The following is a 13,987-nucleotide window of genomic DNA, read 5'->3' as shown; positions in this document are numbered from 1 at the left end:
CGTCGGGGCCATGAAGGTTCTCGTCGTCACGACCTGGTTCCCCAGCGTGGAGGCACCGCAGACCGGAACCTTCGTCGCCGATGACGTGCAGCTCCTCTCCGCGTCACATGAGGTCGTCGTCCTGCACCTCGCGCCACCCGGACAGGTGCGCGACGCGCGCACGGACAGGGTCGACGGCGTCACCATCGTCCGCGTGCCGATGTCGCCGTCGCGCCCGGATCAGCTCCTGCGCGTCGGTCCTGTCATCCGCCGTCATCTCGCCGACGCCGACGTGCTGCACACGATGGCATTGTCGTCGCTGCTGCCGTTCTCGCCGATACGCGTCCGCATCCCCTGGGTGCATACGGAGCACTGGTCCGGACTGATCGCGCCCGAGACCGTCCCCGCCGCGATGCGCGCCACTCTGCCGCTGACCGAGCGTGGGCTCGCGCGTCCTGATGTCGTCGTCGCGGTGAGCGACCTGCTCGCCGCGCGGATCGCCGCGATCCGTCGAGGGCCGGTCGTCGTCATTCCGAACCACGTCGAGTCGCCGGCCGAACCTGCACCTCCGCGGTCGCGAACAGCCGCGGTGCGGCTCATCGCCGTGGGCGGCCTTGTGCCGCACAAGGGCCCGTTGCTCGCGGTCTCCGCCCTGGCTGAGCTGCGACGTCGCGGCGTCGATGCCTCACTCACCTGGCTCGGCGACGGCCCGCTGCGCGCCGAGGTTTCGGCGGCGGCAGAGCGTGCAGGCGTCGCGGAGCACCTGCGTCTGGCAGGAGCGGTCGCGAAAGCCGAGGTGACGTCCGCGCTGCAGCAGTCGGATGTCTTCCTGCTGCCGACCGAGTCCGAGACGTTCGGCGTCGCCATCGCGGAGGCCCTCGTCGCGGGTGTCCCTGTCGTGGTCGGCGCCCGCGGCGCGCAGAGTGCGTTCGTCGATGAGCCCGACGGTGCCCTGGTTACGGAACGCACTCCCACTGCCTACGCCGATGCGGTGCAGCGCATCGTGGAGCTCAACAGCGACCGGACGCCGGAGCAGATCGGTGCCGACGCCCGTGAACGGTTCTCGCCGTCCACCCGCGCGGACGCTTATCTCACGGCGTACGCGCAGGCGGGGGTGCCCGTACCTGCGGCGCCTCGCGTCGATGTGGTGATCCCCGTGCACGAGGTCTCCCGCCCGATCGAGCGCGCCGTCGCTTCGGTACTGCGCAATGACGTGCCGCTGCGTGTCACCGTGGTGGCGCATGACCTGGATTCGGACTCGGTGCGCACGCGCCTCGGGGCGCTCGCGGACGACCCGCGCGTGCGATTGACCGAGCATCGGGACGGGCTCCGACGACCGGCCGGCCCGTTCAACCACGGTCTCGACCTTGCCACCGCCGCATTCGTGTCGGTGATGGGCTCGGACGACGAGCTCGAGCCACATGCGATCGACTCCTGGCACCGTCGCGCCGTGCGGGACGGCGCCGAGGCGGTGATCCCGGTGCTGGCGCATGCGGGAGGGCGTCCGGTGCCGACCCCGCCCACGCGGCCTCTGCGGGTGCGCAGACTCGCGCTCACGAAGGATCGTCTGTCCTATCGCAGCGCCCCGCTCGGTCTGGTATCGCGCTCGCGGTTCTCCGATCTGCGTTTCGACACGACCGTCGCGACGGGGGAGGACATCGGCTACGTGACGACCGTGTGGTCGCGTGCGACCGGGGTGAGCTTCGACCGTCGCGGCCCCGCGTACCTGGTGCATTCCGACGCCGAGACCCGCACGTCCACGACCACGCGACCCGTCACCGCCGACCTGGGCTTCATCGACCCGCTGCTCGCGTCCGACGACTTCCGTGCGCTTTCGGCGGCGGCGCGGGCGAGCGTCGTCGTCAAGATCCTGCGAATCAACGTGATCGGCGCCGTGCACAACCGCCGTGCCGCGGCGTGGCCGGGCGCCGATCGCGCCTCGCTCGCTCGGGTGGTCGGCGCCCTCCGCGCGGCAGCCCCTGCGGCGGAGCACCCGTTGTCGCTCGTGGATCGCCGCATCCTCGACCTCGCCGCCGACGAGGGCTCCGCGACCGCGAGCCTGCTCGCTCAGACTTCTCGACGCACGAACCGACTCGCGCCCGCATCACTCGTCGCGCGGACCCTCACCGGAACACTGCACCGGGAGGGGCCGTTGCGGATGGCCGCGGCGTCCGTGTTGGCGCTCGTCCGTGTGCGGGGGTGGCGGGCTTAGACGGGGCCCGCCACCGTGCTCATACCTTCGAGGCGCGGTATCCCGCAGCCCGTGCAGCGGCCTCAGTGCGGAAGCACTCCTCCGGGTCGGTCTTCGCATAATCGCGGCCGGTGGGCACGTGGTAGATCCACTCACCCTTGCTGTTCTGGTTGCCCTTGATCGGTGCCCAGGCCGGGCAGGTCGAGAACGACGCAGGCGGCGTGCGGTCAGGGTAGGCGATCCGCGCGGTGGCGGACGAGACCCGGGCGACGGTCGTGTAGCCGGCCTGGGTGCCGGTCACGCGCACGGAGAGCGTCTTGTTCACATACGCGGTCGTGACGGAGAGGGAGGGACCGGTCGCGCCGCTGATCGCCGTGCCGTTCGCGAGCCACTGGTACGCGAATGCCGTGCCGGTCGTCCATGACCCGGGGTTCACGCTCAGCGTGTTTCCGACGCGCGCCGTGCCCGAGATGCTCGGAGCGGCGGACGTGAGGCAGCCGGTGCCCGCGGCCGCGGCCGCGCTCACGGAGGACGTGCCGCCGAGCACGACGCGCGAGGTGAGCCCCAACGCTGCGGCGCCGCTGCGCACGGGCTCGGGCACGCACGCGGGACTCGTCACGTACAGAGGAGCCCCCAGACGCCCGGCGAGTGCCGCGCCCGAGAGCGCGTCGGGGAATGTGAGACCCGTGGCGAAGAAGCCGGTTGTCGTACCGACCTCGAAGTAGGCGGAGTTGATGCCCGCGGCCACGGCGTAACGGTCCGCGCCGCCGTAGCGCTGGACGGTGTAACCCGCGGAGCGGAGCTGAGCCTCGATTCCGGATGACACGGAGGCGGCGCCGCCCGCGATCGAGATGGTCGTCGCCTCAAGGTCCTTCAGCAGGTCGAGGGTGGCCTCCGGGACGCTGCTGCGCGTGCCGTCGACGAGCACGACCGGTGCTTTCGCCTTTCCGGCCGCTCCGGACGCAGCCAGCGCGTCGGCGAACGTACGACCCGTCGCAAGGAACACCTCGGTCGAGGACTCTTCGGAACTCAGGAACGCGGTGCCCGTGATGTTGCGGCTGGCCTCGTATCGGTCGGCGCCGCCGATGCGCTGGGTGGGCGCGATGCGCTGGAGTTCCGCGAAGACGGATGCGGAGACCGATCCCGTGCCGCCGACGACGACGATCCGCTCCGGCTGCAGGTCGCGCAGCGCCGCAGCGACCGACGTGTGCAGCTGGTTGGTCGGGGTGAGCAGCAGCGGGCCGCCCTCGAGGGCCGCGGCCGCTGCGGCGGACAGTGCGTCGGGGAAGTCGGAGCCCTTCGCCACGTAAGCGACCGGAACGCCCGGGGCGTACTTGCGAGCGATCTGCACGGAGACCGCATACCGGTCGGCACCGCTGAGACGCGTCACCCCGTCGGGGAACGGCTCGATGACAGGTCCGGCGGCAGTAGCCACCGATGAGACCGTGGTGGATGCGGAGGCGCTCGCGGGCGCTGCGATCGCGCCGGGCGCGAGCGCGGAGGCTCCCAGCGCCAGGGCAGTGACGAGGGACGTGAGGGTGAATGTCATGACGCTCCAGTGCGCGACGAAGAGGTGGAGGACGCACGGAGTGCTCTGTCCGGCCGAGGGAGGTCGGTTGCGGCCAGCATACGATGGACACGGTGCCTTGCGCACTGTCGGCGAGGAGAGGCAAGGATGACGCGACTGCTGCTGTTCACGAACGAGTATCCGTACCGTACGGGGGATGTCGTCTTCGTGGAGAAGGAGATCGGCGAGCTCGCTGAGGCCTTCGACGATGTCGTGATCTTCTGCCATGCCCGCGACACGTCTGCCGGACTCGTCGAGATGCCCGACAACGTCACGCTCGGCGCCAACCTCTTCCTCCCCGCGCCGGAAGATAGCCCGCGCGCCATCCTCCGCCCGCACGCTCTGCGGATGCTGATCGCGGCCGGGTGGCGGGAACTCATGGCGGGGAGGCTGATGCGCAATGCCCTCGCGTTCGTGCTCGGCTCCCGTGTCGGGTTGACCCAGGCCGACCGCATCGCCGTGCGCTCCGCGATCGAGGGCGCCGACGACGTCGTGGCATACGCATTCTGGGGGATGGGCGGGGGACAGGCTCTGCCGTGGCTGCGCGGGGTGCGTCGCCGTGTCGCCCGCGTGCACGGCTACGACCTGTACGAGGAGCGCGCGGCGTCGGGCTATCTGCCCGCCCGGCCCTATTACTACGCGAGGGCAGACCGCATCCTGACGATTTCCGAGCACGGACGGGACTACCTCCGCGGGAGGTTTCCGTCGCTCGCCCGCACCGACAAGGTCATGGTCAGTCGACTCGGGGTCGACGGGCCCGATGACCTGCAGCGCGGCGAGCAGGAAGACGCCGTCGCCTTGGTCTCGTGCTCGACCCTGAGTGGACTCAAGCGGGTGCCGCTCATCGCGGACTCGGTCGCCGCCTACGCGCGTGCCGCAGGACGCCCGGTCGAATGGATGCACTTCGGCGACGGCCCCGAGCGCGCGGCCGTGGAAGCCCGCGTCGCCGACGCGCCGGAGAACCTCACCGTCACTCTCGCAGGGAGCACCGCCAACGCGGACGTCCTGCGTTACTACGAGACGCACCGCATCGACGCCTTCGTGAACTTGAGTACGACCGAGGGTGTGCCGGTGAGCATCATGGAGGCGATCGCCAGAGATATCCCGATCGTCGCGACGCGCGTCGGCGGAACCCCCGAGATCGTCGGCGAGGAGCATCGAACCGGCCGACTCGTGGAGCGTGACACCACCGCGGAAGACGTCGCGGCCGCGCTCGCCGCCGTGATCGATGCGCCCGCCGGCGCGTTCGCGCCGCGCGCGCGCTGGGAGACGGAGTTCGACGTCCGCTCCACCGGTGCCAGGGCGGCGCGGCTCGTCGCCGGTGCGGACTCGTGACCCCGTCGACGAACAGCGGACCGGCCGCGACCGTTCCCGGGCGCCCGGCAGTCCCGCAGCGTCGATGGGCGCTGGACGTGCTCCGCATCGTCTCGGTGATCGGAGTGGTGGCCATCCATGTGTTCGGGAACATGGTCGGCAACGACGCCGTGCACGGCAGCGCGCGTTGGTGGGGTGCCGTCGTCGTGGACCTCGGCTTCGTGTGGGTTGTCCCCGTCTTCGTGATGATCAGCGGCGCCTTGATCCTGGAACCGCGCCAATACGCCAAGGGACCCGCAGATTTCTATCGCCGCCGCCTGCTGCGCCTCGGGCCGGCGTTCGTCTTCTGGCCGCTCTTCTACGTGTTCGTCGTCAGCAGCGTGATGGCGGGACGCCTCGCGGACTGGCGGGGGTTCCTGCTCGGTGTCGTCGACGGCCGTAGCTACACGCATCTGTACTTCCTCTGGCTGATCGTCGGACTCTACGTCGCGGCACCGGTGTTGGCGGCGTTCCTCCGCGACGGTGGTCGTCGCCGCGCCGCGGTGTTCGCCGGCGTCGTGCTGGCGGTGACCGTCGCGACCCTGGTCTCGGCCACCGTGCTCACGGCTGCCGGGTACGACCGTTCGCTGTCGCAGAGCGCACTCACACAGTGGCTGCCCTATGTCGGTTTCTTCCTGGCGGGATGGGCGCTCCGTGACACCGTTCTGCGGGGATGGAAGCTGATAGGGGTCACCGCGGTGGCGGTCGTCGGCACGGCATCCGTGATCGTGCAGTACGGCCGTCAGGACGACCTGCCGCTGCTCGGCGTGCTCTTCCCGATCAGCTACTACGGCCCGATCGTGGCGATCGTGGCGCTTGCATGGTTCGTCGTGGCGATCAGCGTGCTTCGTGACTGGCAGCCCGGTCGTGCCGCGGGCGTCGTGCGGGTGCTCTCAGACGCCTCATTCGGCGTCTTCCTGGTGCATTTCGCGGTGATCCACCTGGTGCGGACGGTGCCGGCCCTCGCGCCGACCGACGACGACCTGCGCATCACCGTCCTGGTCTGGGTGCTGGTGTGCGTCATCTCGTTCGCGCTCGTCGCCGCGCTACGACGCGTTCCGTGGGTCAACCGTCTCGTGTAGCGGTCGAGGGGTGTGCGGCGGCCATAGACTAGAACCCATGCGCATTGCTGTCGTCGCCCTCGGAAAGATCGGGCTTCCCCTCGCTGTCCAGTTCGCCTCCTCCGGTCATGACGTCATCGGCGTCGACGTCAACCAGCACGCGGTCGACACGATCAACAAGGGGATCGAGCCGTTCCCCGGTGAAGCGGAACTACAGGAGCGCCTCGCCGAGCTGATCCCGTCGGGACGTCTGCGTGCGACCACCGACTACGCCGAGGCGATCCCCGGCGCAGACGCGGTCGTCCTCGTCGCGCCGGTCTTCGTCGACGACGACACCTGGGAGCCCGACTTCCGGTACATGGATGCCGCGACCACCTCGCTCGCCGAGCACCTGACCCCCGGAACCCTCGTCTCGTACGAGACGACGCTGCCCGTCGGCACGACGCGCGAACGCTTCACCCCGATGCTCGAGGCCGGCTCCGGTCTCACCGAGGGCACCGACTTCCACGTCGCCTACTCGCCCGAGCGGGTGCTCACCGGACGCGTGTTCGCCGACCTGCGCAAGTATCCCAAGCTCATCGGCGCACTCTCCGATGAGGGCAACCGTCGCGCACGCGAGTTCTACGAGGCCGTGCTGCAGTTCGACGAGCGCCCCGACCTGCCGCGCCCGAACGGCGTGTGGGATCTCGGTTCGACTGAAGCGTCCGAGATGGCCAAGCTCGCCGAGACGACCTACCGTGACGTCAACATCGGTCTCGCGAACCAGTTCGGCCTCTTCGCGGCCGCGAACGGCATCGACGTCTACAAAGTGATCGAGGCCTGCAATTCGCAGCCGTACAGCCACATCCACCGCCCGGGCATCGCCGTCGGCGGACACTGCATCCCGGTCTACCCGCGTCTGTACCTCTCGACCGACCCCGACGCAGACATCGTTCGCGTCGCGCGTCAGTTGAACGCCTCGATGCCGGACCGCTTGGTGGCACAGGCCGAGGGAATTCTCGGTGATCTGAGCGGTCAGCGTGCCGTCGTGCTTGGTGCCGCATACCGAGGAGGCGTCAAGGAGACGGCGTTCTCCGGAGTCTTCCCCACGGTCAAGGCACTGAAAGACCGAGGAGCGGAGGTCGTCGTGCACGACCCGCTGTACACCGACGAGGAGTTGCGCGGTCTCGGGTTCGAGCCGTACGCCATCGGCGGCGAGGTCGACCTGGCGATCCTGCAGACCGATCACGCCGACTACAAGGAGCTGACTCCGGCGCAGCTTCCGGGTATCAAGCTCATCGTCGACGGCCGTGCGGCCACAGATGCCGCGCGCTGGGCCGGTACGCCGCGCATCGTCGTGGGCGCGGCGCAGGCCGGGGTCTGACGCCGACTCTCCACACGGTTCGCGCCGACGACGTCGCGAACGGGTCTGCGTCCTGCCATCCAGGCGTTGCCGGGCCGTGGCGATCCTCGCGGTCGTGCTCAATCACCTCCGTCCCACCAGGTCACGGGAATCCGCGCTGGCTGAAGCTCACAGCCGGACGCCGATACGATGGAGTACATGGATCTTCTCGTCGTCGGGTCGGGTTTCTTCGGCCTCACCATCGCTGAGCGTGCCGCCGAAGCCGGCCGCAAGGTAACCGTCATCGACCGCCGCCCTCACATCGGCGGCAACGCCTACAGCGAGGCAGAGCCCGAGACGGGTATCGAGGTCCACCGCTACGGTGCGCACCTCTTCCACACGTCGAACGCGACGGTGTGGGAGTACGTCAACCGCTTCACCAGCTTCACGAACTACGTTCACCGCGTGTACACGACGCACAAGGGCACGGTCTTCCCGATGCCGGTGAACCTCGGCACGATCAACCAGTTCTTCCAGTCGGCCTACACCCCCGACCAGGCACGGGCGCTGGTCAAGGAGCAGGCGGGCGAGTTCGATGCCAAGACGGCCGCGAACTTCGAGGAGAAGGGCATCGCCCTCGTCGGGCGCCCCCTCTTCGAGGCGTTCTTCCGCGACTACACCGCGAAGCAGTGGCAGACAGACCCGCAGAAGCTCTCCGGCGACATCATCAGCCGCCTCCCCGTGCGCTACACGTACGACAACCGCTACTTCAACGACACCTGGGAGGGCCTTCCCACCGACGGCTACACGGCGTGGCTGGAGCGGATGGCGGACCACCCGAACATCGAGGTCAAGCTCGGCGTGGACTACTTCGACGACGCGCAGCCGCTCAGCAAGAAGGCCACCGTCGGTCAACTCCCGGTCGTCTACACCGGACCGGTCGACCGCTACTTCGACTACACCGAGGGCGCGCTCAGCTGGCGCACGCTCGACTTCGAGCAGGAAGTGCTGAACGTGGGCGACTTCCAGGGCACGAGCGTCATGAACTACCCGGACATGGATGTGCCGTACACCCGCATCCACGAGTTCAAGCACTTCCACCCGGAGCGCAAGGACGTCTACGAGCAGGACAAGACGGTGATCATGCGCGAGTTCTCGCGTTTCGCCGAGCGGGAGGACGAGCCGTACTACCCGGTCAACACCCCGGCCGACCGCGAAGGCCTGCTGGCGTACCGCGAGCTCGCCAAGGGGGAGAAGGGCGTCCATTTCGGCGGCCGACTCGGCACGTACCAGTACCTCGACATGCACATGGCCATCGGCTCGGCGCTGTCGCTCTGGAACAACTCTCTCTCCTAGACTCGACATCGTGAGTCACGCTGCTGTCGGGGCGCCCGGGACGCCCCGGCGCTATCTGCATTCGCTGTGGCTGCTGTCGGCCCGCGACCTCAAGGTCCGCTATTCGACCAGCTTCCTCGGCTACCTCTGGTCGGTGCTGGATCCGCTCGTGATGAGCGCGATCTACTGGTTCGTCTTCACGCAGATCTTCCAGCGCGACGTCGGTGAAGAGCCGTACATCATCTTCCTGATCAGTGCGCTGCTCCCATGGGTGTGGTTCAACGCCTCCGTGTCCGACTTCACCCGGGCGTTCAAGAAGGATGCCCGTCTCGTGAGATCGACCTCGATCCCGCGGTCGATCTGGGTGAACCGGATCGTGCTCAGCAAGGGCATCGAGTACCTTTTCTCGTTGCCGGTTCTCGTGCTGTTCATCATCGTGAACTTCGTCGTGGAGCTCGACCCGAATCAGACGGTGCAGGTCGGCTGGGGAATCCTCTGGATGCCGGTGGCCGTGCTCCTGCAGACGATCCTGCTGGTCGGGCTGGGGCTCCTGGTGGCGCCCCTGTGCGTGCTCTTCGTCGACCTGGAGCGCACGACCGCGCTGATCCTGCGAGCGATGTTCTATGCGACGCCGATCATCTACAACGTGACCGATCTCCCCGGCATCTTCCAGACGCTCGGAGCATTCAACCCGCTCGCGGGAATCTTCATGCTCTACCGGATGCCCTTCTTCCCCGACCAGTGGAACCCGTTCACGCTGACGATCAGCGTCCTGATGAGTCTGCTGATCCTGGCGCTCGGCATCTGGACCTTCCGCAGCCTGGAGCGACCAGTGCTGAAGGAGCTGTGATGTCCTCGGCGATCGAAGTGCAGAATCTCGGCGTCCATTTTCGTCGGAACAGGCGGGGCAGCCGCAGCTTCAAGGACCTTTTCGCTGGTGCTTCGCGGCGGTCGCGTCCCGGCGAGTTCTGGGCGCTGCGCAACGTGTCGTTCTCGGTGCAGCCGGGCGAGTCGATCGGGGTCGTCGGACGCAACGGGCAAGGAAAGTCCACGCTTCTCCGGCTGGTCGCCAAGGTGTTGCTCCCCGACGAGGGCACGGTCACGGTGAACGGGGGAGTCGCCCCCCTGATCGAGATCACCGGTGGCTTCGTCGGAGACCTCACGGTGCGGGAGAACGTGCGCCTGACTTCGGGACTCCACGGGATGTCGCGCGAGGAGGTCTCGCGCCGCTACGACGGCATCATCGAGTTCGCCGAGCTCGCCGGGTTCGAGGACACGCCCTACAAGCATCTCTCGAACGGCATGAAGGTCCGCCTCGCGTTCGCCGTCGTTTCTCAGCTCGATGAGCCGATCCTGCTGGTCGACGAGGTGCTCGCCGTGGGGGACAAAGCCTTCCGCGACAAGTGCTACAAGCGCATCGACGAACTGCTCGCCGAGGGGCGGACGCTGTTCTTCGTCAGCCACAACGAGCGCGACCTCCGACGTTTCTGCACTCGCGGGCTCTACCTCGACAAGGGCGCGCTCGCGCTCGATGCGCCGATCGCCGAGGTGCTCGACCGCTACAACGCCGACTACGCGGTGTAGCGGTCAGCACTCGAGAGCTGATCGGTGGTCCGCTCAGAGCCCCGCCAGACTCCGCAGCGCGTTGACGGACTGCCGTGCGGCATCGACGGCCCCGGCGACACCGGACTCGTTCGTGATCGCGGTACGGAGTTGCGTGAGACGCTGTGCGTAGTCCGTCACGCCGTCGTACCACTTCGAGGCGATGGAGGAGGGCGCCTGCGCGTCCGACAGCCGCTGCGCATCCTGCTGCAGCGTGTCGACGACGGGGAGCGCGTCCTGCCCGCTCGCGCCCGCGATGATGTCGAGCCCGCGGGGTGCCGAGTTCAGCCAACCGCTCACCTGACCGCGGAACACCTCCATGGTGGGGTCGGTCGCGGGGGGAGGCGTGAGGGCTGGGGTCGGCTCCGGCTCAGGAGCGGTGGTCGCCGTCGGGGTGGGCGTGGGTGTCGGCGTCGACGTGGGAGTCGCGGTCGGCGTCGGTGATGCGGACTCGGATGGGGTGGGAGAGTCGCCCCGCGGCAGGAGGAAGAAGAGCAGCAGGCCCACGGCCACGAGAGCGGCCACCGAGAGACCGACGATGAGCCACACCCGTCCGGTCCGCTTCGGCTGCGGAGGCAGTGGCGCCCAGCGCAGCTCCGGCTGCGATTCGTCCACCGTCATCCCTCCAGAGGCGGCATCGGCTGCCAGCTGCGGTCGCGGCCGGCCTTGCCGCCGTCGCGGATGCCGCGGAAGAGGTTGCTCGTGCCGCGCACGGTCCTCTCGACGAACACGAGCCGGATGAGTTCCTTGAAGAAGGTCGCCGCGGTACCGAGGCCGAAGAGCACCGGGTTGTAGACGCCGTGGACGCGGTAATACTGCTTGATGAATCCGCGGTTGCGCATGATGTAGTAGCGATACGCGTTGCTCGACGCGTTCATGTGGCGGATGCCCATGTCCCACTGCTTGATCTCACGGGTGCGGCGCAGCACGAATTCGTCCACGATCACGGCGGTGGTCAGGCGCGAGGCCAGCCAGCCGTACATCTGGTCGTCCCAGTAGATGAAGAACCGGGGATCGGGCAGGCCGATCTGCTGCACGATCGAGCGATGGATGAACATGCCCTCGAAGCAGCCGCTGTTCATCTCCTTGTAGCCCGTCTCGTCGAAGCCGGACGGAGCGAAGGGGATCGGGATGCCCATGCGCTCGGCGATGCGGTACTGCCAGTAGAACTCGCTGCCGTCGTAGTCGAAGCGGCGGCCCTGGATGCTCTTGAACCTGCTGCTCCAGGCCCCCATCTTCGCGAGCCCTTCGGTGAGGACTTCGACGTCGTCGTCCATCATCCAGATCCACTCGGAGCCGAGCTCGTACGCGGTGCGCATGCCCTCGCTGAAGCCGCCGGAGCCGCCGGTGTTCTTCTCGAGTCGCCGGTACACGATCTCGGTGCCGATGTCCTCGCGGAACGACTCGACGACGTCGGTGGTGTCGTCCGCCGAGGCGTTGTCGATGACCACGACGTGGCCGGGTTTGGGGTCCATCGCGGTGATGCTCGTGAGCAGACCCGAGAGCAGGTGAGAGCGGTTGAAGGTGACGATGACGATCGTCGCGGACGCGGGGTCGAATGCAGCGGGCGCCGCGGTCATGCCTTCTCCTCGAAGATCTGCTGCCAGGATTGGGGTGAGACGAGATCGGGCAGCGCCTCGCGGTACTGCTTCTGCAACTCCGGCCAGCGCCGGCGGAGTTCCGCATGCAGCCGCACCGTGTCTCGCAGCATCCGTCGGTACTTCGCGCGGTCGCGCGTGTAGATGTTCTTCCCGGAGCCGTCGGCGGCGCTCACCAGCGCGCTGTCGAACGCCGGGACACGCCACCAGTGCGCATCCTCCTTGCCGAATTCGACCTCTGGCTGCGCGATGTTCGCCGGGGCCGGGCGGTGGAGGAAGTGCGAGGTCAGGGTGGAGAGGGTGAACAACCGCAGCCGGAGCCCCTTCGGGCTGTCCAGGTCGTTCTTCGGGAGCTGCTTGTACACCTGGCGGCCACGTCGCGAATGCAGCACGGCGGACGGGTCGCGGTGCACGATCGTCTCCGGGAAATCGGCCGCGAGGGAACGCGCGGCGGGCATGGCGGTCGCGAGGTTGCGGCGCATGTGCTCGGGCCCGGACAGGATGTCGCGCAGGGCTTGCGCACGCAGTGCCACGGGGTAGTACTGCATCATCATGAGGTGCTTGAGGTCGACGCGGCGACTGTGGACGAGCAGCCGGCCGCCCCTCGGCGCGTTCGAGTGCAGGAGCCCGGCCACGATGCGGTTTCGGGCATGGAAATACGCCTGCCAGTCGATCGAGTCGTCCTTGTTGACCCACGAGATGTGCCAGAGCGCGACGCCGGGCATCGACACCGTCGGGAAGCCCGCCTCACCCGCACGGAGACAGAATTCGGCATCGTCCCACTTGATGAAAGCGGGAAGCGACAGCCCCACCTTGCGGATCGCGTCGAGAGGGATGAGGCACATCCACCAGCCGTTGTAGTCGGCATCCATGCGCATGTGCAGGAGCGTGGACTGCCGCAGGTTCGAGACGCCGAAGTCGTGCGGCATCTTCTCCTGGTAGAGGTTGCGCCACATGAAGGGGTGATCGTCCACGACCTCGGCCCAGCCGTGGAGCTTCGGGCGGTCGAGCAGGTCGAACATGTGCCCGCCGACCAGCACCGGGGTGGTCGCGTACTGGCCGAAGACGATCGAGCGACGCAGGGACTCCGGTTCGAGGCGCACATCATCGTCGAGCAGCTGCACGAAGTCGCTGTCGGGGCGCTGAAGCGTCTCGTGCATGGCCCGGGCGAATCCTCCGGACCCACCGAGGTTGTCCTGACGGATCACCTGGAGCGTCTCACCGAGGGTCGCGGCGACGTCGTCGTAGCCCTCCTGATCCGCGACGAGCTGGGTCCCCTGATCGATCAGGAAGATACGATCCACGAACTCCAGCGCATCCGGCGACGCCGCCAGTGCGCGAAGAGTCTCCACACAGTAGTCCGGCTTGTTGTAGGTGGTGATGCCGAGCGAGGCCTTGCCGGTGCGCGTCGGTTCCTGCTCTGTCGTCCACTCCGCACCCTCGAGCACGGCCGGCTTCTCATCGGCGACGATGTCGAACCAGATCCAGCCGCCGTCGCTGTACTGCGTGAGCTCGAGATCGAAAGACGTCGTCGCCTCGCCCGTCACCTCACGCGTGGCGACGCGCTGGCGGACGCCAGATCCGTTGGAGCGGTACACCAGGATCGTCGCCGGCCCGGTCGTGCGCACCGTGAGCTGCACCTGTCGGACGCTCGTCCAGTGCTGCCAGTAGGACGCGGGGAAGGCGTTGAAGTACGTCCCCATCGACACGCGCCGCCCGGCCACGATGCGGGCGCGATGCCGACCGAGGATGTTCCCGAGGTGGGCGCGATTCGAGACGCGGACGGGTTCGTCCTCGATCACGGACCAGGTCTCCGGGTCGGCGTAGAGCGGAAGGAGGTCGGGGTCGCGATCAAGTGGGAAGACGACGTTCTGAAGGACGTGGGCCACTGGCAGGTTCTCCGATGTTGGTGCCGCAGACCACTGTCAGAGGACAGTGCGGGACTCGACGAGCAGTGAGTAGCCTACCGTCGATGACCTT

Annotated in this window: 11 protein-coding genes; 7 read left to right on the top strand and 4 right to left on the bottom strand. The window is 68.0% G+C overall.

Annotation, left to right across the window (positions count from 1 at the left end):
• The first annotated feature begins 10 nt into the window (after positions 1 to 10).
• Positions 11 to 2,191 (top strand): glycosyltransferase, encoded by a 2,181-nt coding sequence (locus ACWGO6_RS03130; RefSeq protein WP_168429553.1) that lies wholly within the window; start codon positions 11 to 13, stop codon positions 2,189 to 2,191.
• 19 nt (positions 2,192 to 2,210) lie between these two features.
• Here ACWGO6_RS03130 and ACWGO6_RS03125 read toward each other — a convergent pair whose 3' ends face one another.
• A complete protein-coding gene (locus ACWGO6_RS03125; RefSeq protein ID WP_168429554.1) occupies positions 2,211 to 3,719 on the bottom strand; it encodes a cell wall-binding repeat-containing protein in 1,509 nt (502 codons plus the stop codon).
• A 126-nt stretch (positions 3,720 to 3,845) separates the two neighbouring features.
• Between ACWGO6_RS03125 and ACWGO6_RS03120 the strand changes: the two genes are divergently transcribed.
• The 6 genes from ACWGO6_RS03120 (at position 3,846) to ACWGO6_RS03095 (ending at position 10,391) form a co-directional block, all read left to right on the top strand.
• Positions 3,846 to 5,072, top strand: coding sequence for a glycosyltransferase (locus ACWGO6_RS03120; protein WP_452325819.1), 1,227 nt, complete (start codon positions 3,846 to 3,848; stop codon positions 5,070 to 5,072).
• Complete coding sequence (locus ACWGO6_RS03115) at positions 5,069 to 6,172, top strand: acyltransferase (RefSeq protein WP_452325818.1); 1,104 nt, start codon at positions 5,069 to 5,071, stop codon at positions 6,170 to 6,172. Before ACWGO6_RS03120 ends, ACWGO6_RS03115 begins: the two co-directional genes overlap by 4 nt.
• 37 nt (positions 6,173 to 6,209) lie before the next feature.
• On the top strand, positions 6,210 to 7,514 hold the full coding sequence (locus ACWGO6_RS03110) for a nucleotide sugar dehydrogenase (RefSeq protein ID WP_136043628.1): 1,305 nt from the start codon (positions 6,210 to 6,212) through the stop codon (positions 7,512 to 7,514).
• Positions 7,515 to 7,691: 177 nt separating this feature from the next.
• On the top strand, positions 7,692 to 8,828 hold the full coding sequence (gene glf / locus ACWGO6_RS03105; RefSeq protein WP_136043629.1) for a UDP-galactopyranose mutase: 1,137 nt from the start codon (positions 7,692 to 7,694) through the stop codon (positions 8,826 to 8,828).
• A gap of 10 nt (positions 8,829 to 8,838) precedes the next feature.
• Entirely contained in the window at positions 8,839 to 9,657 is an 819-nt protein-coding gene (locus ACWGO6_RS03100) for an ABC transporter permease (protein ID WP_452325817.1), read from the top strand.
• Entirely contained in the window at positions 9,657 to 10,391 is a 735-nt protein-coding gene (locus ACWGO6_RS03095; protein ID WP_376104702.1) for an ABC transporter ATP-binding protein, read from the top strand. The genes ACWGO6_RS03100 and ACWGO6_RS03095 overlap by 1 nt, the downstream gene beginning before the upstream one ends.
• Positions 10,392 to 10,424: 33 nt before the next feature.
• Here the strand turns inward: ACWGO6_RS03095 and ACWGO6_RS03090 are convergent, their stop codons facing one another.
• Genes ACWGO6_RS03090 through ACWGO6_RS03080 form a run of 3 tightly spaced genes read right to left on the bottom strand, consistent with a single transcriptional unit; the run spans position 10,425 to position 13,896 of the window.
• Positions 10,425 to 11,030, bottom strand: coding sequence for a hypothetical protein (locus ACWGO6_RS03090; protein ID WP_168443202.1), 606 nt, complete (start codon positions 11,028 to 11,030; stop codon positions 10,425 to 10,427).
• The gene (locus tag ACWGO6_RS03085; protein WP_136043633.1) at positions 11,027 to 11,989 is read right to left on the bottom strand and encodes a glycosyltransferase; all 963 of its coding nucleotides are present in this window, start codon (positions 11,987 to 11,989) and stop codon (positions 11,027 to 11,029) included. Before ACWGO6_RS03085 ends, ACWGO6_RS03090 begins: the two co-directional genes overlap by 4 nt.
• Positions 11,986 to 13,896 (bottom strand): glycosyltransferase, encoded by a 1,911-nt coding sequence (locus tag ACWGO6_RS03080; RefSeq protein ID WP_136043634.1) that lies wholly within the window; start codon positions 13,894 to 13,896, stop codon positions 11,986 to 11,988. The genes ACWGO6_RS03085 and ACWGO6_RS03080 overlap by 4 nt, the downstream gene beginning before the upstream one ends.
• Positions 13,897 to 13,987 lie beyond the last annotated feature (91 nt).

The sequence above is a fragment of the Microbacterium sp. NPDC055665 genome (assembly GCF_053618035.1).
Note: the sequence above shows the minus strand (reverse complement) of the source record. Positions and strands in the feature narration are given on the sequence as shown.

Coding starts and splice junctions, on each gene's coding strand:
- ACWGO6_RS03120 (WP_452325819.1), top strand. CDS start 3,846: ATGACGCGACTGCTGCTGTTCACGAACGAGTATCCGTACCGTACGGGG.
- ACWGO6_RS03090 (WP_168443202.1), bottom strand. CDS start 11,030: ATGACGGTGGACGAATCGCAGCCGGAGCTGCGCTGGGCGCCACTGCCT.
- ACWGO6_RS03085 (WP_136043633.1), bottom strand. CDS start 11,989: ATGACCGCGGCGCCCGCTGCATTCGACCCCGCGTCCGCGACGATCGTC.
- ACWGO6_RS03125 (WP_168429554.1), bottom strand. CDS start 3,719: ATGACATTCACCCTCACGTCCCTCGTCACTGCCCTGGCGCTGGGAGCC.
- ACWGO6_RS03095 (WP_376104702.1), top strand. CDS start 9,657: ATGTCCTCGGCGATCGAAGTGCAGAATCTCGGCGTCCATTTTCGTCGG.
- glf (WP_136043629.1), top strand. CDS start 7,692: ATGGATCTTCTCGTCGTCGGGTCGGGTTTCTTCGGCCTCACCATCGCT.
- ACWGO6_RS03130 (WP_168429553.1), top strand. CDS start 11: ATGAAGGTTCTCGTCGTCACGACCTGGTTCCCCAGCGTGGAGGCACCG.
- ACWGO6_RS03110 (WP_136043628.1), top strand. CDS start 6,210: ATGCGCATTGCTGTCGTCGCCCTCGGAAAGATCGGGCTTCCCCTCGCT.